The organism is Flavobacterium columnare (genome assembly GCF_014844295.1).
Lineage (GTDB): Bacteria > Bacteroidota > Bacteroidia > Flavobacteriales > Flavobacteriaceae > Flavobacterium > Flavobacterium columnare.
Map to the genome: position 1 here is coordinate 1,157,449 of NZ_CP054494.1, position 19,843 is coordinate 1,177,291.

Below are 19,843 nucleotides of genomic sequence, written 5' to 3' on the forward strand. Positions count from 1 at the left end.
ACCAAGTTTACAAGAGGAAAAATTTGAACTGATTGCAACCTCATAAAAAAATGCTAAAGCAGTAACTACTACTCTTTAGGCAATCGCTACAAAATTTTCCTCACGAATTATTACAAAAAAAACTAGTATATGGCCTATTTATTTACCTCAGAATCAGTGAGTGAAGGACACCCTGATAAGGTAGCTGATCAAATCAGTGACGCATTAATTGATAACTTTTTAGCATTTGACCCTGCGTCTAAAGTAGCTTGTGAAACCCTAGTAACTACTGGTCAAGTAATTTTAGCAGGAGAGGTAAAATCAAAAACCTATTTAGATGTTCAAAGCATCGCTCGTGAGGTAATTAAAAAAATTGGTTACACGAAAAGCGAATATATGTTTGAAGCGAATTCTTGCGGCGTGTTATCTGCTATTCACGAACAATCAGACGATATCAATCGTGGTGTGGATAGAATTACAGCTGAAGCGGATTTTGAAACCAAAGCAAACGCACAAGGAGCAGGCGACCAAGGAATCATGTTTGGTTATGCCACGAATGAAACGGAAGATTTCATGCCGTTAGCACTTGACTTATCTCATAAACTATTACAAGAATTAGCCGAATTACGTAGAGAAAACAACGAAATTACCTATTTACGTCCCGACGCTAAATCCCAAGTAACTTTAGAATACGACGACAACAACAAACCGGTTCGCATTGACGCTATTGTAATTTCTACACAACATGATGATTTTGCTGAAGAAGTGGAAATGTTAGCTAAAATCAAGAAAGATATTATTGAGATTTTAATTCCTAGAATTATTGCTAAATATCCGCAATATGCTCATTTATTCAATGATAAAATTGAGTATCATATCAATCCTACCGGAAAATTCGTAATTGGAGGCCCACATGGCGATACTGGCTTAACAGGCAGAAAAATCATTGTTGACACTTATGGAGGCAAAGGAGCTCATGGTGGTGGTGCTTTTTCTGGTAAAGACCCTTCAAAAGTAGACCGGTCAGCTGCTTATGCAACACGTCACATTGCTAAAAACTTAGTAGCAGCTGGTGTTGCTGATGAAGTTTTAGTACAAGTTTCTTACGCTATTGGTGTTGCAAAACCATGTAATGTATACATCAATACTTATGGAACTGCTAAAAACGGTTTAACTGATGTTCAGATTTCTGAAAAGGTTAATGAATTATTTGATTTAAGACCTTATGCAATTGAACAACGTTTAAAATTAAGAACTCCTATCTATAGTGAAACTGCTGCTTACGGACATATGGGACGTAAAAACGAAGTGGTTACTAAGAGCTTTGTTTCTCCTTCAGGAGAGAAAAAAGAAGTTGAAGTTGAATTATTCACTTGGGAAAAATTAGACTTCGTAGATAAAATAAAAACTGCTTTTAACTTATAATAACTAAATACAAACCTCAAACAGCCTTGTAAATTATAGTTACAAGGCTGTTTTATTTTCATACCTTTCTATTATGAAAAAAATGTTATGTATACTCGTATTATTATTGAATCTTTTCACGTTTAGTCAAGTACCTAAAATTAATGCTTCACTCATAAACGCTACACCAATTGAAGCAGATGAATACATCGGCGAAGACAACATAGGTTTTCTCTACTTTATCAAAAAAAATATCTTGTTCAAAATAAAAAACGGTGAAAAATATGAATATAAAAACATTCAATTAGGAGAGATCTCTAAGGTTGATTTACAAAACCCGTTACGAATCCTTGTTTTTTTCAGCAATTTCAATACCATCATAGCTTTAGACAATCAACTAAACGAGGTTCAAAAATTAAACTTTAACTCTATTAACAACTCAATTGCTTTAAGTGCTATTGGAATAGCTGGTTTAAACAATTATTGGATTTTTAATGAAACCAATCAGCAATTACTCCTTTACAACTACACTAAAAACACAACACAAGCTATTGGCGTAATTTTTGAAAAACCAATTAAAAATTATTCCTCTACTTACAACAATTTCTTTTGGATAGACACAGAAAACAATTTTTACCAATGTAGTATTTTTGGTAAAAAAACATGGATAACTAAACTTCCTGAATACGATCAAATATCAATAACTGACGAAAAAATCATTGTATATCAAAGAAATGAAAAACTTTTTCTTTTTGACATCAAAAAACAAAAAACGATTCCGATCGAAAATATTGAAAATTCATTCATAAGTTTTTACTATAAAAAGCAAAATTTAGCTATTTTTACAGCTCAAGGAATTACCAATCATAAAATTATTTTACCCTAATGCATATAGCAGTTGCTGGAAATATAGGAGCCGGAAAAACTACATTAACCAGACTTCTATCCAAACATTTTAAATGGGAACCCCATTTTGAAGATGTAGATGAAAACCCTTACTTAGACGACTTTTATCACTCTATGGACAGATGGAGTTTTAATCTTCAAATTTATTTTTTGAATAGCCGTTTTCGTCAGATTTTGAAAATTAGGGAAAGTGGTAAAAAAATCATTCAAGACAGAACTATTTATGAAGATGCTCATATCTTTGCTCCAAACTTACATGCTATGGGGCTAATGAGTAATCGCGATTTTGAAAATTACACCTCTTTGTTTGAATTAATGGAAAACTTAGTTGGACCGCCTGATTTATTAATTTATTTAAGAAGTTCTATACCTAATTTAGTTGGACAAATTCACAAACGTGGACGTGACTATGAAAACTCAATTTCTATCGATTATCTAAGCCGACTAAACGAACGTTATGAAGCATGGATTCAGACTTACAACAAGGGAAATTTATTAATAATTGACGTTGATAATATTAACTTTGTTGACAATCCTGAAGATTTAGGAATGATTATTAATAAAATTGACGCTGAAATTAATGGGTTGTTTTAATTCTAACCAAGTCCTTTACAGATAAGTCTAAATCAGAATAGAATTAAATAGTTTTATTCTGATTTACCCTCTCTATTTCAGCACGAACTCTGTTGTTGTCTTATTTTGCATTATTTCCCCTTAACTAAAAGTGGAATTATTGTTTATTGAATAAGACCATCCATTAACTAAAACACAATAAAATCATCTTAAAAAATCTTCCTCTATCCACTACACTAATTCAAATAGATGATCTACCTAAAAAGCTTCTGTTTAAAAAAAATATTTTTTTATACTTCAACCCAAATGATGTCTTAGCCTTTTTGATAAAAATAAAAGGGCAAAAAAGATAAAACTAATGATGTTTAGATTTTAACATATTTTTCAATAGAAAAGGAATACAAATGTTTTTCGTCTTTAGAATAAAAAATAGACTCTTTAAGTTCCCATTTATCTTGATCGATATCAGGAAAAAATGTATCTGCCTCAAAACAACCATGCACTCTTGTTAGTTCTATTTGATCTGCCAGATCAATAAACTGTCTATAAATTTCTCCTCCCCCTATTACATATACCTCTTGATCTACAGGACAGGCTTGTAATGCTTCTTCCAGATAATGAACAACAATACATTCTTCTGGAACAGCATATTCTTTTTTCCGAGTAATAATAATATGCGTTCTATTAGGTAGTGGTTTTGAAAAACTTTCAAACGTCTTACGTCCCATAATAATACAATGCCCACTTGTCAAGGTTTTAAAATGCTTAAAATCGTTTGGCAAATGCCAAAGCAGATTATTGTTTTTACCTAATTCATTATTTTGACCCGCAGCAGCAATTAATATTATTTTCTTAGGCATTTTTTTGAATTTCTTTTTGAAGTTGTTCTAATTTACGCTGTTGTTTAAAAACCAATCTTTCTATTTGTTCTCGTTCCCATTTCTTGTTCATAAAACGTTCCGTTATAAAAACGCGAATAAAATGTAAAACAAAGAAAAAAAACCAAATGGTTATAACCCAAAGTGACCAATTCGAGTCAGAAAAAGTGTTTAGCCCGTAATTAGTAAATATTAAAAACAAACTTGCTGTAAACCATATCACAAAATGAGCATATAAACGCTTTTTTTGCTTAATTCGTAGACGAGCATACTCATAAAGTTCCTGTTGATTAATATCCATTTAAATCTCTTTTTATACGGCTACTTCTCCTTTAATATGTGGATAAGGATCGTAATCTATTAATGTAAAATCTTGAAAATTAAAATCAAAAATATTTTTAATTTCTGGATTCAAGATCATTTTTGGTAACGGGCGTGGCTCTCTGGACAGCTGTAACTCTAACTGTTCTACATGATTATTGTAGATATGAGCATCTCCAAAGGTATGAATAAAATCGCCGACTTGTAAGTCACATACTTGTGCAATCATCATGGTTAGCAAAGCATACGACGCAATATTAAAGGGCACTCCTAAAAAGACATCTGCACTACGCTGGTACAATTGACAAGATAATTTACCATCAGCTACATAAAACTGAAAAAAGGCGTGACAAGGAGGCAAAGCGGCTTTCTCATTAGCAACATTTTCAGCAAACGTTTTTTTATCATCGGGCAAAACCGAAGGATTCCAAGCTGAAACCAACATTCTTCTGCTATTTGGATTTTTCTTTAAAGTTTCTATTAACTCTGTTATTTGATCTATCTCTTCATTATTCCAATTGCGCCATTGACGACCATATACCGGTCCTAAATCTCCTTTTTGATCAGCCCATTCATCCCAAATACGCACCCCGTTTTCTTTTAAGTATTGAATATTGGTATCTCCCCTTAAAAACCAAAGGAGTTCATAAATTATAGATTTTAGATGTAGTTTTTTTGTTGTTACCATCGGAAATCCTTGGCTTAAATCAAAACGCATTTGATAACCAAAAACACTTTTGGTTCCAGTTCCTGTCCTATCTCCTTTTTGATTTCCACTATCTAAAACGTGTTTAACTAAATCTAGATATTGCTTCATTTTTAACTTATTTGAATAAATGAATACCCTGAAAAAATTATAATTCTCTTTTATTTATCTCATCACGAATTTTGGCTGCTTTTTCATAATCTTCATCTTGAACGGCTTCTTCCATGAGTTCGTTTAACTCAGCTAAACTTAATTTTGAATAAGCTGATGTTTTATCATCTTCTTGCAAAGCGCCAAAAGTTTCAGGCGTTGAAAGTATGTCTTCATCAGATATTCTATTTTCATCTGAAGAAGTACTTAAATAAATACCCGCCTTATCCAATATATTTTTATACGTAAAAATTGGAGCTTCAAAACGCAACGCTAGTGCTATTGCATCAGAAGTTCTAGCATCAATTATTTCCTCGATTTTATCGCGCTCACAAATCATACTTGAATAAAAAACGCCATCTACTAATTTATGTATAATTACCTGTTTAACAATTATATCAAATCGATCGGCAAAATTTTTAAACAAATCATGTGTGAGAGGTCTTGGAGGTCGTATTTCTTTTTCTAAAGCAATAGCAATTGACTGCGCTTCGAAAGCTCCAATAACAATAGGTAATTTTCGTTCTCCCTCTACTTCATTTAAAATCAAAGCATAAGCTCCATTTTGCGTTTGGCTGTATGAAATTCCTTTTATAGATAGTCTGACTAAACTCATTTTTTTGACTGTGAATATATCTTTGCAAAGTAACAAAAAACTTTGTACTGTTAATAAAAAAGAGCCATAATATGGCTCTTTTTAGGATTATTTTAAATAACTCAACTTATGAATTCTGAGCTTTAAATACCTTTAATTTCTCTATTAAAGCGGGAACCACTTGAAAAGCATCACCTACAATACCATAATCTGCAACTTTAAAGAAAGGGGCTTCTGGATCAGAATTAATTGCAACTTTTACTTTAGAAGAGTTAACACCTGCAATGTGCTGAATTGCACCAGAAATACCAACTGCAATATATAAGTTAGTAGCTACAGGCTTACCTGTTTGCCCAACGTGTTCACTATGAGGTCTCCATCCTAAATCAGAAACTGGTTTAGAACATGCTGTTGCTGCCCCTAACACAGAAGCTAATTCTTCAATCATTCCCCAGTTTTCTGGTCCTTTTAATCCACGACCTCCAGAAACTACTACATCCGCATCCGCAATAGTAACTTTTCCTGATCCTTTTTCTACTGACTGAGTTTTTACACCAAAATCTGCATCAGAAATAGCTGGAGCAAAATCTTCAGCTGTAGCTGAACCCATTGACTCTACTAACCCAAAGCTATTTTTTGCTATAGCTAACACTTTTACATCGGTATCAATTTGTGTTATATTGAAAGCTTTGTTTGAAAAAGCGTTTCTTTTTACCTGGAATGGAGTTGTACTTACAGGCAAAGCAACTACATTAGAAGCATAACCTGCATTTAAGTTTACTGCAACAAGAGGCGACAAGTATAAAGAATCTGTAGTAGAAGACAATACCACTACTTTAGAGTTTTCTTTTTCTGCCGCTTGTTTAATTACATCAGCATATACTTTAGCATTGAAATTGTTTAATTTATCACTAGAAACTGTTAACACTTTATCTACACCGTATTTTCCTAATTCTGAAACATCTCCAGCGTTAATAGTTAAAGCTGTTACTGTAGTTCCAGTAGATTCTGCTATTTTTTTTGCGTATGAAGCTAATTCAAATGCTACTTTTTTGAATTTTCCTTCCGCTGATTCTGCATATATTAAAATTGACATAATTTTTACTATTTTGTTTAAACGTTGAATTATATTTTTTAAATGATTCGTAATTTATCATTTAAAATTCAAAATTAGATAACTTTAGCTTCGTTGTGTAATAAGTTAATAAGCTCATCTAAATTATCTGGACTTATTAATTTAACTTCTTGTTTTGGAGCTGGTTTTTCAAATTTCACTGCTTTTGTTGCAACATCTACTCCTACTGGTTCTACTACATTAAGAGGTTTCGTTCTAGCAGTCATGATTCCGCGCATATTAGGGATACGTAAATCTTTTTCTTCCACTAATCCTTTCTGACCTCCCACGATAAGAGGTAATGATGTAGTTACCACTTCTTTCCCTCCATCAATTTCACGAGCAGCCGTTACCGTATTCCCTTCAACTTTTAAATCTATACATGAATTGACAAAATTGTATCCTAACAAACCAGCAGTCATACCAGGAACCATTCCTCCGTTGTAATCTAATGATTCTTTTCCTGCAATTATTAAGTCAAAACCGCCATTTTTAATTACTTCAGCTAATTCTTTTGCCACAAACAAACCATCTGTTGGGTTTGAATTTACTCGAATTGCATCGTTTGCTCCAATAGCTAATGCTTTTCTTAACGTTGGTTCTGTATCAGCTCCACCCACAGTTACTACAGTTACTGTAGCACCTTGCTGTTCTTGAAACATTACGGCTCTTGTTAATCCAAATTCATCATTCGGATTGATTACATATTGTACCCCATTCGTGTCAAATTCTGAATCACCATTGGTAAAATTAATTTTTGAAGTAGTATCAGGTACGTGACTGATGCAAACTAATATTTTCATTGCTAATCAAATTGGTTTAAAATTTATAGAATTACAAATATAACTAAAATATACATACAATTATTATGCGTGCATAATAATTTTTTATCATTTTTTAGTTAGTTTCTCTTTTAATTTCATTGATCCTGGTTTAAAATTTCATATTTTTGCGATTCATTTTGTAGAATCTAAGAAAATTTTATGAGAACGATACAGTTTAGAGAAGCCATTTGTGAAGCTATGAGTGAGGAAATGCGCCGCGATGAGTCGGTGTATTTAATGGGAGAAGAAGTGGCTGAATACAATGGAGCATATAAAGCTTCAAAAGGAATGTTAGACGAGTTTGGCCCTAGACGTGTTATAGACACTCCTATTGCTGAAATGGGATTTTCAGGCATAGCAGTAGGTAGTGCAATGAACGGTTGTCGCCCAATTGTAGAATATATGACATTTAACTTTTGTCTCGTTGGGGGTATTGATCAAGTTATTAACAATGCCGCAAAAATGAGACAAATGAGTGCAGGACAATTCCCAATGCCTATGGTTTTTAGAGGCCCCTCTGCTTCAGCGGGTCAGTTAGCAGCTACGCACTCGCAAGCTTTTGAAAATTGGTTTGCAAATTGCCCTGGATTAAAAGTTATTGTACCTTCTACTCCTTATGATGCTAAAGGTCTTTTAAAATCCGCTATACGCGACAATGATCCTGTTATTTTTATGGAATCAGAACAAATGTATGGTGATAAAGGAGAAGTACCTGAAGGAGAGTACACAATTCCTATTGGAGTAGCCGATATTAAACGCGAAGGAACAGATGTTACAATCGTATCATTTGGAAAAATAATCAAAGAAGCTTACACAGCTGCCGATGAACTAGCAAAAGAAGGAATTTCTGTTGAAATTATTGATTTACGCACAGTTCGCCCTATGGACTACGATACCATTTTAAACTCTATTAAAAAAACAAATAGATTAGTAGTTCTAGAAGAAGCTTGGCCTTTTGCATCAGTAGCTTCTGAAATTACCTATATAGTTCAAGAAAGAGCTTTTGACTATTTAGACGCGCCTATTCAAAGAATTACCACAGCTGACACACCGGCTCCTTACTCGCCAACTTTATTAAAAGAATGGTTGCCAAACGCACAAGATGTGATTAAAGCAGTTAAGAAAGTATTGTATAAATAATTAACTATATATCTGTTATTTATATAAAGCTCCATCTTTTAGAAAATGATGGAGCTTTATTCTTAGGTATATACCAATTTTTAAGAATATGCAAAAAAAGATTAGTTTTTTTACAATATTGTTTTTTACATTATTTGTAAATGCACAAACAAAAGTTAGTGGAGTAATATATGATGACCAAAACCTCCCTTTGCCTTTTGCTAACATTTATTTCAAAGGCAATAAAACAGGAATTTCTTCTGACATAAATGGAGTCTTTAGCATTGAATCTGCAAATGACTACAAAACAATCATCATTAAATATGCTGGTTTTGAAGATAAAGAAGTTGAACTAAACACATCCATCATAAACAATTTAAAAGTGGTTATGTCTACAACAAAACAATTAAAAGAAGTTATTGTAGTTGCTAAACCTAAAAAACATTTAAAAAAAGAGGAAAATCCTGCTTATAGAATCTTACAACAAATTTGGAAAAACAAGAAGAAAAATGGATTAGTATCTTCTAAATCTTACCAATACACTAAATATACCTCAGTAGCAAACGGTTTAAGCAATTTAGACAGCATTTTCTTAAAAAGAGTCTTGGGGAGTCATTATGATAGTGTAATAAAAATTGCCGAACAAAAAAGAAACCAAACCAACTACATAATTCCCACTTACTTAAAAGAAACAAACGAAAAAATTTATGGCAACAATATAAACAACAAATACAAAGAAGTTGTTGAAGGGGAACGTACTACGGGATTGGCAGACAAAGGATTTATGATGGAAAAAATAGGCAATTTTATAAAACCTTTTGACGTATATGATGATGATGTAGTAATACTTAACAAAGTTTTCATGAGTCCATTATCCACACGCGGATATAGCCAATATGAGTATGTCTTAAAAGACAGTATTCAAGAGGGTAATAAGAAGATTTACGAAATCTTTTATTTTCCTAGAAATAATCAAGACTTACTTTTTCAAGGTTCTTTTAAAGTAAGCGACAAAAATTTTGCCATTACGGAAATCTATCTTCGCAACAACCCTAAAGTAAATTTAAATTTCGTAAGAAACCTTTCTATTGAAAAAATTTATACCATACAGGATAATGATGTATACCTACCTGAACGTGAAACTTACGAGGGAGACTTTACTTTCTTTTCTAAAGAAGATGGCGAAAAAGGTATGTATCTAAAAAAAAACATACTATATTCTGATTATATTTTTAACCAAGAATTAGCCCCAAATTTTTATGACCAAGTTGAAGTACAAACACTAGCCAATCAATTTGAGAAAGAAGATAACTACTGGAAACAGCTTACTACTCGAGAAGCAGGGATAAACAACACAAGAAAAATCATTACAGACCTAGGAAACAACAAAAGAATAAGAAGAGTTACCAATCTAATTACAATACTTACTTCTGGGTATTTTACTGTTTTTAAAAACATACAATACGGCTCATTATATCAAACTTTTTCAAACAATAATATCGAAGGCCTTAGACTAAAAGCAGGTTTCAGAACATTTACGAACCCTAATGATATGTTTAGAGTAAATGGATATATGGCGTATGGATCAATGGATCATGCTACAAAATTCGGACTTAGCACTCGTTATTTAATCAATAGCAGTCCCCGTATTACATTAGGATTAGGTTTTCTAAAAGACAACCTACAACTAAGCGGTATAGGTTTAGAGGAATCAGAACTTATAGCTACAGGTCCTAGCACAAATGTAATTATTGCAAGAGGTGAAAATTACAGTCTAACAAATGTAGAAAAAAGTGTATTTAGCACTGATTACCAACCCCACAATAACTTAAAATTCAACCTAAGCTTTGTGCACAGATATATGAAATCAGCAAGTGAAAACAGATTTTCATTAGCGTACAATTACAACGGAGAAATAAAAAACACATTAACTGATTTTGCTATTAGTTGCGGTGTTTTCTATACTCCTAAGCGAGATGTTTATGGATTTGGAGTAGACCAAACTTATACAGGAAGACTCTATAGTACATTTGCTCTTAAGTACACACATGGCTTAAAAGGGGTATTTAATGGACAATATAATTATGATAAAGTCCAACTATTATACGAAAAACCCTTACAGTTAAGTAACTTTGGTGTATTAAGAACTACATTAGAAGGGGCGAAAGTTTTCCAAAAACTACCTCTCAATCTCTTAACTCCAATTGTTGTAAATCAGGCATATTCTATTTCTCCTAATTCTTTTTCCTTACTAGACTATTATGATTTAGTCACAGATCAATATCTTTCGATACGCTTTGAGCATCATTTCAATGGCTATATATTTAACAGGATCCCTCTATTAAAAAAACTAAAATTAAGAGAAGTACTATTTTACAAAACCGTTTGGGGCAGTATATCTCAAAGTAATAAAACAATCAATCATTCATCTATAAACTATAACGCACCAACTAATGCTTATTCAGAATATGGTTTTGGTATTGAAAACATTGGTCTTGGAAATTTCAAACCCATTCGTATAGATTGTATTTGGCGTTCAGCATTTACAGATATTAACGGTAGTATTCCTCCTACTTTTGGTGTACGTTTTGGTTTCTTCCCTGAATTCTAATACTATTAATTCATTATTTTAAAAAAATTAGACAAGTCATAACGTTTTATGACTTGTCTAAAATAATCCCTCCTCCTCAATAATTTTAAACAGTTGCCTCTTATAGAATAAAACAACTTTGAAAATAAAAAAGGACTCGATTTTTTACCCTCAAGTAAAACTACAGCCGTAGTAAAATATTTCCGTGCGTTTTTATCTTCATTACAAAGTCTAACGCATAATTTGAATTAAAGGAATTACTACTAAAATCTTAATTAAATATTTCAGAAAACAATTTAAAAATTACGAAGCGAGTAACATCTAAACCAACTGAAAATACTAAAAACGATTTAATTAGAATAAAATGACCTATTTATTAGATGCTCTTACCAGATACTTGCTTTCAAGAATCCAGATGTTTTGATTTCACATCATATAAATACTACAAGCCCTCTTAAAAAATTATTACATTTCAAAGCAAAAAAAGAAACAGTCATAATATACTCAAAAATACGCCATCTTATAAAACGTATCCCTTTTTTATTCGTCGTTGTTACCTTAAAAAATAAGGTATAAAATTCCACATCAGTACTAATCAACTCGTTTTCAACATCAACAAAAGAATATTTACTGAAAAACTAGCATTTCAAATTTCCATATTCCAAATTTTAACGTACCTTTGCACCCTCAAAATTAAATATATAAAATAATGACTACTGATAAAATCACTACATTTGACGTGTTAGTCGAAATCCCTAGAGGAAGCCGTAATAAATATGAATATGATTTTGATTTAAAAAGAATGCGTTTTGATCGTATGTTATATTCTTCTATGATGTATCCAGCGGATTATGGTTTTATTCCTGAAACTCTAGCTTTAGATGGTGATCCTCTAGACGTTTTAGTTTTGGTTACGAAACCTACATTCCCAGGTTGTGTTGTAGAAGTAAAACCTATTGGTGTTTTTAATATGGCAGACGACAAAGGATCTGATGAAAAAATTATTTGTGTCCCTATTTCTGATCCTATCTGGAACAAATTAAATGATTTATCCGACATCAATCCACATCTATTAAAAGAAATCGAACATTTCTTTGAAGTTTATAAAGACCTTGAAAATAAAAAAGTAGACGTTCAAGGATGGGGTGATATTACTGAAGCTAAAAAACTTATACAAGAATGTATCGATCGTTTTAATGCTTTGGAAAACAAACCTGAAGGATTATTCAGCATAAAATAATTCTTTTCTATTTTTTTTGATTGCTGAAAACAGTTTTTAATTATATAGATATAAATATTTTATAAGCGGTATTTTAAAAAAATACCGCTTATTTTATTACAATTAAAGTGAATTATGATTAAAAATTTAGCTCTTTTTAACTCAAAGCCAATATTTCAATTGACTTAAATATAAAGTAAAACTTCTTTTAAAAACAATTCTACACATTTTTTTTTAAGTTTTTTTATCCTGAAACAAAACACTAGAACCAAGAAAAAAAGATCTACAAATTAAGACTTTATTCAACAACAATTCTAGCTGAGAGCCTAAAAATAACCTTAATAACACACTAAAAAGCATACACCCCTATTTTATGAACAAAACATCTGTTTTTTATCAACAAACAACCTTATTCTCCATTCAAAATTAAATTTTATATTTGCTTCAAATATTTTTTTTATGTCAATTAGCACAAAACCTTATAAAAACTCTGACTCAAGCAAAAAAGAACAAGTATCTAAAATGTTTGACACTATTTCCCATGAGTATGATAGTTTAAATCGTGTAATCTCATTTGGAATAGATGTGCAATGGCGAAAAAAAATAGTACAATTAGTTGGTTCTATTCAACCAAAAAAAGTTTTAGATATTGCTACTGGAACAGGAGACTTAGCAATATTAATGAAAGACACACAAGCCGAAAAGATAATCGGCCTAGATATTTCGGCAGGAATGTTAGCAGTGGGACAAGAAAAAATACGTAAAAAGAATTTATCCAACCAAATTGAACTCGTATTAGGTGATTCTGAAAACATTCCCTTTGAAGACAATAGTTTTGACGCTATAACAGTAAGTTTTGGGATTCGAAATTTTGAAAATTTAGAAAAAGGTCTTTCCGAAATCCTTAGAGTATTAAAACCAGGAGGTATCTTTGTAATCCTAGAAACTTCAGTGCCTGAAAAATTTCCATTCAAACAAGGGTATCAATTTTACACTCAAATGATTATGCCTTTAATTGGAAAATTTTTTTCCAAAGACAAAGTTGCTTATCGTTATCTAGCAGATTCCGCATCTATCTTTCCTTACGGAGAAGCGTTAAACAATATTTTACGAAAAATTGGGTTTATAGATGTAAAACATACACCACAAACTATGGGAGTTGCAACAATTTATTCTGCTTCAAAAAGATAAAAAATGAAAAACTATTTAATACTGCTACTATTTGCTTTTCCTGTTTTAGGGCAAACCCCTTTCAGCAAACATATCTTTGCAAAAAAACCACTAACTAACCTAGCTAATTTTGACAAACAACGAGTGCATTTTGGTTTCTTTTTAGGTTTCAACAATTATGACTTCAAAATCAACAAAAAACACAACGGACAAGATGTAATTGTGGATAGTCAAACAGGTTTTAATGTAGGCTTAATAAGCAATTTAAGACTACACGAACACATTGATTTGCGTTTTGAACCAGGGCTGCATTACGGACAAAGAAACCTTCATTTCCCTAACATGAAGGAAACCCGAGATGAACTCAGAGAGGTAAAATCTACATATATACATTTCCCTCTTCTTCTGAAATTTTCATCAAAACGCACAGGTAACATCAAGCCCTATGTACTAGGTGGTGTCTCTAGATCTATTAATTTATCCAGCAATGCAGAATCTACAGATGACAACTCTGTTAATCGTTTTAGAATGATTAAACAGAGTAATAACTATGAACTAGGAGCTGGTATTGATATTTATCTTGAGTATTTCAAATTTTCACCGTCTATACGAGGTGTCTTTGGATTTAACAATGAAATGATCCCAGATAACAACCCCAATAGCCCTTGGACTGGAAACATTGAAAGTATGAATACACGAGGGATTTTTATAAACTTTTCTTTTCACTAAAAACCTCTCCTAAATTCACTTAAAACTATTGCTGTAGCTGTGGCTACGTTTAAACTTTCCGTTTTTTGCAAATCGCCAAATTGAGGTATTGCTATTTTGTGCGCAACTTTATTTTCTATTTTTTCAGAAATACCATTTGCTTCATTCCCTAAAATAAGTATTCCTTGATTAGGAAGTTCCTCTTTGTATATATTGTTCCCATCCATAAAAGTACCATAAATAGGAAGTTTTGTACTATTCAAAAACACTTCTAGATCAACATAATGAACATCAACTCTACTAACAGACCCCATAGTAGCTTGTATTACTTTAGGGTTATACAAATCAACTGTTTCTTTAGTACATACAATTTGTGAAACACCAAACCAATCACAAAGTCTGATTATTGTCCCTAAATTACCTGGATCTCTAACATCATCAAGAGCAACTATAAGTCCTTCCTCTTTCAATACTCGCTCTTTTGGAATTCTAAATAAAGCCAAACAATTATTAGCCGTAGTCAAAGCACTCATTCTGTTTAATTCAACGGTGGACACTAACGTTTTAAATTTAGCTGGCAAATCATCAAACAGTTCTTCTACCATATACAAATGCTCCAACTCAAATTTAGACGCTAAAAGTTCCCGAATAACCTTTACTCCTTCCGCTAAAAACAAACCATATTCTTTCCTGTATTTTTTTTGATGTAAACTAGAAACAAGTTTTATTTGGTTTTTGCTAAGCATAAATGTATTTTTGAATTAATTTTTTTGGTTTGAACAAAATCCCTACAAAAATATCAATAATTATTCTATTAGCAGTACTTTATACCGCATGTAGCACGGTAAAAAAAGTTCCTGCCAATAAACATTTGCTAGTAAACAACACATTAGATGTTGATGGTCTGAAATTTAAAACAAATGAAGACGGAATTATTGAACAAATAAATCAGCAACCCAATACTTCTATCCTAGGGTTTAATTTCAGATTACACTTATATAATCTCGCAAAAGAACACACTGATTCCCTTTTTAAAAAAAACATATTAGATAATCCTAAAAAATACAACAAGCTATCTAAATGGTTATCTGAAAAGCAAGTACATAGACTTGGCAAATCTTTTTTGTATTCAGGAATTCATTCTTTTTTAAAAAAAACGGGGGAACCTCCAGTGCTTGTTGATTCAATTAAAACAATAAGAAATGCAAAAAACATAGAAGCTTGGTACCAAAACCAAGGCTATCTACACGCTAAATCTTCCTATAAAATTAATTACTTAAAAAACAAAAAAGCAAGTATTGAATATTTTGTAAAAAAAGGAAAACCGTACATTTTAGACTCAATTCAAACAGATATAGCGAATAAATCTATTGATTCTTTATACCAAAAAGTTGCTTTAAAATCACACATAAAACAAGGCAAACAATACAAAGAAAGTAACTTTAGTAATGAAATAAACAGACTTACACAGCACTTTAAAAACAACGGAATATATGACTTCCAACAACAAAATATTGAATTTGAAATTGACACAGCAAGTTATAAAACCCCTGTAACAATAAAAATTACAGATCGCAAAATAAAAAAAGGAGACTCTCTAATTACCAAACCTTATGAAATCAAAAAAATAGGAAAAATAAACATTAATATCATAAACAAACCTAAAAAAGGTTTTTTTGTAAAGGAAATAAAAGACAGTGTAACTTATAAAAACTACACCTTTTATAGCAACGAAAAAATAAAACACCGCGCCAAATCAATAACAAACGGTATTTTTATACAAAAAGATAGTGTCTTTAGTGATTTCAACAGAACACAAACACTACGTTCTTTAAGCAATTTACGCGTGTTTAATTTTCCTAATATTACTTTTGCCGAAAACCCTAAAGATAAGACTCTTACAACTGAAATCACACTTATCCCAAAAGACCGATTTAGTTTTAGAGCTAGTGCGGATTTTACTCATTCCAACATACAAGACTTTGGTATTACAGGAAACACATCTGTCCTTATCAATAATATCTTTAGAGGAGCGGAAATTTTAGAAATTGGTGTAAAAGGAAATCTAGGTTCTTCCAAAGACTTTGCTAACCCCAAAAAATTATTTTTTAACATTCAAGAATATGGAGCAGACTTAAAATTATCATTTCCTAGAATATTTTTCCCTTTAAATACTAAAAGTATTATTCCTAAATCTATGTTTCCTAGTACACTCATAAGAGCAAGTTTTTCTAAACAACTCAATATTGGTTTGGACAAAGAAAGTATTACAGGAGTAATAAACTATAACTGGTCTCCTTCTTCTAAAACCAACTTCAAATTAGATTTAGCAAATTTACAGTATATAAAAAACATCAATATCAATAATTATTTCAATGTATATACATCAAGTTATGACCAGCTTAATCAATTAGCAAAATTATACAACCATTATCCAGAATTATTAGATGATCAAAACAATTTATCAATAGAAAATGGTGGAGCCGATCTATTTATGAAATACGCCTTTGAGGGGCTTTACCCCAAATTAAATGAAAACGAACAAGACTTACGAACCATTCAAAGTATTTTAGAAAGAAAAAAAAGATTAACTGAAAACAATTTAATCCTATCTAGCAGTATTAGTTACAACAAAACCTCTCAAACAGACATTTCTGATAAAGAGTTTTATAGCGTTAAAACTAAATTTGAATCCACAGGAAATATTATGTCTCTCATTGCGGACTTAACCAATAGACCTAAAAATCTTAATGGGCATCGTAACATATTAGGACTTGAATATTCACAATATCTAAAAGCTGAATTAGAATATATAAAACATTGGGATTTAAGAAACGAAATATACATAGCTTTCAGAGCTTTTGGTGGGCTTGCCATTCCTTATGGTAATTCAAACTCTATTCCTTTTACTCGAAGTTATTTTGCAGGAGGTGCTAATGACAACAGAGCGTGGCAGTCCTATAGTTTGGGACCTGGAAACTCAAATTCCGTAAATGATTTCAACGAAGCTAATATGAAATTAGCATTCAATACTGAAATTCGATTTACTGTTTTAGGCCAACATCATGCCGCTTTATTTGCAGATTGTGGAAATATTTGGAATGCTAATATTGGAAAAGCATACGAAATAGATGAAAAAAAGGTTTTTAAAAATTTCAATTCATTAGAAGGTTTAGCTTTAGGAACAGGAATAGGCTATCGTTATGATTTTAACTTTTTTGTATTACGATTAGATTGGGGATTCAAAACATATTCACCCAGTCTAAATCAAGCAAGCCGTTGGTTTACAGAATTCAATATAAATAAATCTCAATTTAATATAGGCATTAATTATCCATTCTAAATAAATTTGTAATTTTGTCCATCTTTTAAAAAACAAACATAATGACACACAACATAAAATCAGGTGTAGCAACCGGTGATCAAGTTCAAGAAATTTTTAATTATGCAAAAGAAAAAGGATTTGCGTTACCAGCAGTAAACGTGGTAGGTTCTAGTACTATTAATGGAACTATTGAAACTGCTGCTAAATTAAAAGCTCCTGTAATTATTCAATTTTCTAATGGTGGTGCTGCGTATAATGCAGGAAAAGGACTTTCTAATGAGGGGCAACGAGCTGCTATTTTAGGAGCCGTAGCTGGAGCAAAACACATCCACACTCTGGCGGAAGCTTACGGAGCAACTGTCATATTACACACGGACCATTGCGCTAAAAATTTATTACCTTGGATTGACGGCTTATTAGATGCATCTGAAAAACATTTTGCAGAAACAGGCAAACCTTTGTTTTCTTCACACATGATTGACTTATCAGAAGAACCATTAGAAGAAAATATCGAAATATGCAAAGAGTATTTAGCTAGAATGAGTAAAATGGGCATGACTCTTGAAATAGAATTAGGGATTACAGGTGGTGAAGAAGATGGCGTAGACAATTCACATGTAGATAGTTCAAAACTTTACACTCAACCAGAAGAAGTAGCTTATGCGTATGAAGAATTAATGAAAATCTCACCTCGATTTACAATTGCTGCTGCTTTTGGAAATGTGCATGGTGTATATAAACCTGGAAATGTAAAATTAACTCCAAAAATCCTTAAAAACTCACAAGAATACGTTCAAAACAAATTCAATACAGGACATAACCCTGTAGACTTTGTTTTTCATGGAGGATCAGGTTCTACACTTGAAGAAATAAGAGAAGCTATTTCTTATGGGGTAATTAAAATGAATATCGATACCGATTTACAATTTGCATTCACTGAAGGAATACGTGACTATGTAATTTCTAAAATAGACTATTTAAGAACCCAAATTGGCAATCCAGAAGGTACTGAGGCACCAAACAAAAAGCACTACGATCCTCGCAAATGGGTTCGTGAAGGCGAAATAACTTTCAATAAAAGATTAGAACAGGCTTTTGCCGACTTAAATAACATAAATACTCTTTAATTATCAGTTATAAGTTATGAATTAAACCAACAATTCAAACTTATAACTTTAAACTCATAACTAACTATGGCTTGGTTTAAAAGAAAAGAAAAAGGAATTACGACTCCTACTGAGGCAAAAATGGACGTACCTAAAGGTTTATGGTACAAATCACCTACAGGAAAAATTGTAGACGCTGATGAATTAGCCAGAAACTTATGGGTAAGCCCCGAAGATGATTTTCACGTACGCATAGGAAGTGCTGAATACTTTCAGATACTATTTGATGACAATCAATTTACTGAGTTAGATGCTAATATGACAGCTAAAGACCCTTTAAATTTTGTTGATTCTAAAAAATATTCTGATCGTTTGGTTGATACCATCAAAAAAACACAACTAAAAGATGCTGTACGCACAGGGGTAGGAAAATCAAAAGGAAAAGACCTTGTAGTTTGTTGTATGGACTTTGCCTTTATTGGTGGATCTATGGGAGCTGTTGTAGGCGAAAAAATTGCACGTGGTATTGATCATGCTATCAAAAACAAAATTCCTTTTGTCATGATTTCAAAATCAGGAGGAGCTCGCATGATGGAAGCCGCTTATTCACTTATGCAATTAGCTAAAACATCTGCTAAATTAGCTCAATTGGCAGACGCAAAAATCCCTTACATTTCATTATGTACAGACCCTACAACGGGAGGAACCACCGCATCATACGCCATGTTAGGAGATATTAACATAGCTGAACCTGGAGCTTTAATAGGTTTTGCTGGTCCTCGTGTAGTACGAGACACTACAGGCAAGGATTTACCTGAAGGATTCCAAACATCTGAATTTGTACTAGACCATGGTTTCCTAGATTTTATTTCACATAGAAAAGATCTTAAAAACAAAATAAATCTTTACATTGATCTAATTTTAAATCAAGAAGTAAGATAATTAAAAGAGGCTCTCTGAAAAGCACTTACCATTTAACGTGCCTCTTTTTCAATAATCAAAAGAAGGTTCATTATCAACATTATGATCTTCGCCTGTATTTACTTCGTTCGAATCGCTCTAACAGTAGAATCGGACGAAGTATTTTTTAAACTACCACTCTTTTAGAAAAACACTTATCCTCTTTCAAACATATTAAAATTACGGTTATTTAACC

Annotated in this window: 18 protein-coding genes; 11 read left to right on the top strand and 7 right to left on the bottom strand. The window is 32.0% G+C overall.

Annotated features, from left to right (window positions below):
- Window positions 1-129: 129 nt before the first annotated feature.
- The 3 genes from metK to HUE53_RS05175 all read left to right on the top strand — a co-directional run bounded on the left by metK (window position 130) and on the right by HUE53_RS05175 (window position 2,883).
- Entirely contained in the window at window positions 130-1,404 is a 1,275-nt protein-coding gene (gene metK, locus HUE53_RS05165; RefSeq protein ID WP_014164926.1) for a methionine adenosyltransferase, read from the top strand.
- Between the two features lie 73 nt (window positions 1,405-1,477).
- Window positions 1,478-2,269 (top strand): hypothetical protein, encoded by a 792-nt coding sequence (locus HUE53_RS05170; protein ID WP_014164927.1) that lies wholly within the window; start codon window positions 1,478-1,480, stop codon window positions 2,267-2,269.
- Window positions 2,269-2,883: a deoxynucleoside kinase gene (locus HUE53_RS05175; RefSeq protein ID WP_014164928.1), complete on the top strand. Its 615-nt coding sequence runs from the start codon at window positions 2,269-2,271 to the stop codon at window positions 2,881-2,883. The genes HUE53_RS05170 and HUE53_RS05175 overlap by 1 nt, the downstream gene beginning before the upstream one ends.
- Window positions 2,884-3,227: 344 nt before the next feature.
- Here the strand turns inward: HUE53_RS05175 and HUE53_RS05180 are convergent, their stop codons facing one another.
- From HUE53_RS05180 to HUE53_RS05205, 6 genes are all read right to left on the bottom strand, one after another.
- Window positions 3,228-3,722: a dihydrofolate reductase gene (locus tag HUE53_RS05180; protein ID WP_014164929.1), complete on the bottom strand. Its 495-nt coding sequence runs from the start codon at window positions 3,720-3,722 to the stop codon at window positions 3,228-3,230.
- Window positions 3,715-4,041 carry a 2TM domain-containing protein gene (locus HUE53_RS05185; RefSeq protein WP_014164930.1) on the bottom strand — a complete coding sequence of 109 codons (327 nt, stop codon included), beginning with the start codon at window positions 4,039-4,041 and terminating at the stop codon, window positions 3,715-3,717. Before HUE53_RS05185 ends, HUE53_RS05180 begins: the two co-directional genes overlap by 8 nt.
- 12 nt (window positions 4,042-4,053) lie before the next feature.
- Window positions 4,054-4,878, bottom strand: a complete 825-nt coding sequence (locus HUE53_RS05190; protein WP_014164931.1) for a thymidylate synthase — start codon at window positions 4,876-4,878, stop codon at window positions 4,054-4,056.
- Between the two features lie 37 nt (window positions 4,879-4,915).
- On the bottom strand, window positions 4,916-5,533 hold the full coding sequence (locus tag HUE53_RS05195) for a bifunctional nuclease family protein (RefSeq protein ID WP_014164932.1): 618 nt from the start codon (window positions 5,531-5,533) through the stop codon (window positions 4,916-4,918).
- A gap of 106 nt (window positions 5,534-5,639) precedes the next feature.
- Window positions 5,640-6,608 (bottom strand): electron transfer flavoprotein subunit alpha/FixB family protein, encoded by a 969-nt coding sequence (locus HUE53_RS05200; RefSeq protein WP_014164933.1) that lies wholly within the window; start codon window positions 6,606-6,608, stop codon window positions 5,640-5,642.
- A gap of 74 nt (window positions 6,609-6,682) precedes the next feature.
- Complete coding sequence (locus tag HUE53_RS05205; protein ID WP_192188770.1) at window positions 6,683-7,429, bottom strand: electron transfer flavoprotein subunit beta/FixA family protein; 747 nt, start codon at window positions 7,427-7,429, stop codon at window positions 6,683-6,685.
- 180 nt (window positions 7,430-7,609) lie between these two features.
- Between HUE53_RS05205 and HUE53_RS05210 the strand changes: the two genes are divergently transcribed.
- The 5 genes from HUE53_RS05210 (at window position 7,610) to porT (ending at window position 14,277) form a co-directional block, all read left to right on the top strand.
- Window positions 7,610-8,590, top strand: a complete 981-nt coding sequence (locus HUE53_RS05210) for a pyruvate dehydrogenase complex E1 component subunit beta (protein ID WP_065212996.1) — start codon at window positions 7,610-7,612, stop codon at window positions 8,588-8,590.
- Window positions 8,591-8,678: 88 nt separating this feature from the next.
- The gene (locus HUE53_RS05215) at window positions 8,679-11,180 is read left to right on the top strand and encodes a DUF5686 family protein (protein ID WP_014164936.1); all 2,502 of its coding nucleotides are present in this window, start codon (window positions 8,679-8,681) and stop codon (window positions 11,178-11,180) included.
- A gap of 688 nt (window positions 11,181-11,868) precedes the next feature.
- Entirely contained in the window at window positions 11,869-12,399 is a 531-nt protein-coding gene (locus tag HUE53_RS05220) for an inorganic diphosphatase (protein ID WP_014164937.1), read from the top strand.
- A gap of 438 nt (window positions 12,400-12,837) precedes the next feature.
- Window positions 12,838-13,569, top strand: coding sequence for a bifunctional demethylmenaquinone methyltransferase/2-methoxy-6-polyprenyl-1,4-benzoquinol methylase UbiE (ubiE, locus tag HUE53_RS05225; RefSeq protein WP_014164938.1), 732 nt, complete (start codon window positions 12,838-12,840; stop codon window positions 13,567-13,569).
- A gap of 3 nt (window positions 13,570-13,572) precedes the next feature.
- A complete protein-coding gene (porT, locus tag HUE53_RS05230; protein ID WP_014164939.1) occupies window positions 13,573-14,277 on the top strand; it encodes a type IX secretion/gliding motility protein PorT/SprT in 705 nt (234 codons plus the stop codon).
- Here the strand turns inward: porT and HUE53_RS05235 are convergent.
- Window positions 14,274-15,002 carry a TrmH family RNA methyltransferase gene (locus HUE53_RS05235; protein WP_065212994.1) on the bottom strand — a complete coding sequence of 243 codons (729 nt, stop codon included), beginning with the start codon at window positions 15,000-15,002 and terminating at the stop codon, window positions 14,274-14,276. The genes porT and HUE53_RS05235 overlap by 4 nt on opposite strands.
- Window positions 15,003-15,031: 29 nt before the next feature.
- Here HUE53_RS05235 and tamL point away from each other — a divergent pair, with 29 nt between their 5' ends.
- From tamL to accD, 3 genes are all read left to right on the top strand, one after another.
- Window positions 15,032-17,599, top strand: a complete 2,568-nt coding sequence (tamL, locus tag HUE53_RS05240) for a translocation and assembly module lipoprotein TamL (protein WP_014164941.1) — start codon at window positions 15,032-15,034, stop codon at window positions 17,597-17,599.
- 41 nt (window positions 17,600-17,640) lie between these two features.
- A complete protein-coding gene (gene fbaA, locus HUE53_RS05245; RefSeq protein ID WP_014164942.1) occupies window positions 17,641-18,708 on the top strand; it encodes a class II fructose-bisphosphate aldolase in 1,068 nt (355 codons plus the stop codon).
- Window positions 18,709-18,774: 66 nt separating this feature from the next.
- Entirely contained in the window at window positions 18,775-19,629 is an 855-nt protein-coding gene (gene accD / locus HUE53_RS05250) for an acetyl-CoA carboxylase, carboxyltransferase subunit beta (RefSeq protein ID WP_014164943.1), read from the top strand.
- Window positions 19,630-19,843 lie beyond the last annotated feature (214 nt).

Bases quoted from the DNA above. Each gene is read 5' to 3' on its own strand.
- metK (WP_014164926.1), top strand. From the start codon at position 130: ATGGCCTATTTATTTACCTCAGAATCAGTGAGTGAAGGACACCCTGAT.
- HUE53_RS05170 (WP_014164927.1), top strand. From the start codon at position 1,478: ATGAAAAAAATGTTATGTATACTCGTATTATTATTGAATCTTTTCACG.
- HUE53_RS05175 (WP_014164928.1), top strand. From the start codon at position 2,269: ATGCATATAGCAGTTGCTGGAAATATAGGAGCCGGAAAAACTACATTA.
- HUE53_RS05180 (WP_014164929.1), bottom strand. From the start codon at position 3,722: ATGCCTAAGAAAATAATATTAATTGCTGCTGCGGGTCAAAATAATGAA.
- HUE53_RS05185 (WP_014164930.1), bottom strand. From the start codon at position 4,041: ATGGATATTAATCAACAGGAACTTTATGAGTATGCTCGTCTACGAATT.
- HUE53_RS05190 (WP_014164931.1), bottom strand. From the start codon at position 4,878: ATGAAGCAATATCTAGATTTAGTTAAACACGTTTTAGATAGTGGAAAT.
- HUE53_RS05195 (WP_014164932.1), bottom strand. From the start codon at position 5,533: ATGAGTTTAGTCAGACTATCTATAAAAGGAATTTCATACAGCCAAACG.
- HUE53_RS05200 (WP_014164933.1), bottom strand. From the start codon at position 6,608: ATGTCAATTTTAATATATGCAGAATCAGCGGAAGGAAAATTCAAAAAA.
- HUE53_RS05205 (WP_192188770.1), bottom strand. From the start codon at position 7,429: ATGAAAATATTAGTTTGCATCAGTCACGTACCTGATACTACTTCAAAA.
- HUE53_RS05210 (WP_065212996.1), top strand. From the start codon at position 7,610: ATGAGAACGATACAGTTTAGAGAAGCCATTTGTGAAGCTATGAGTGAG.
- HUE53_RS05215 (WP_014164936.1), top strand. From the start codon at position 8,679: ATGCAAAAAAAGATTAGTTTTTTTACAATATTGTTTTTTACATTATTT.
- HUE53_RS05220 (WP_014164937.1), top strand. From the start codon at position 11,869: ATGACTACTGATAAAATCACTACATTTGACGTGTTAGTCGAAATCCCT.
- ubiE (WP_014164938.1), top strand. From the start codon at position 12,838: ATGTCAATTAGCACAAAACCTTATAAAAACTCTGACTCAAGCAAAAAA.
- porT (WP_014164939.1), top strand. From the start codon at position 13,573: ATGAAAAACTATTTAATACTGCTACTATTTGCTTTTCCTGTTTTAGGG.
- HUE53_RS05235 (WP_065212994.1), bottom strand. From the start codon at position 15,002: ATGCTTAGCAAAAACCAAATAAAACTTGTTTCTAGTTTACATCAAAAA.
- fbaA (WP_014164942.1), top strand. From the start codon at position 17,641: ATGACACACAACATAAAATCAGGTGTAGCAACCGGTGATCAAGTTCAA.
- accD (WP_014164943.1), top strand. From the start codon at position 18,775: ATGGCTTGGTTTAAAAGAAAAGAAAAAGGAATTACGACTCCTACTGAG.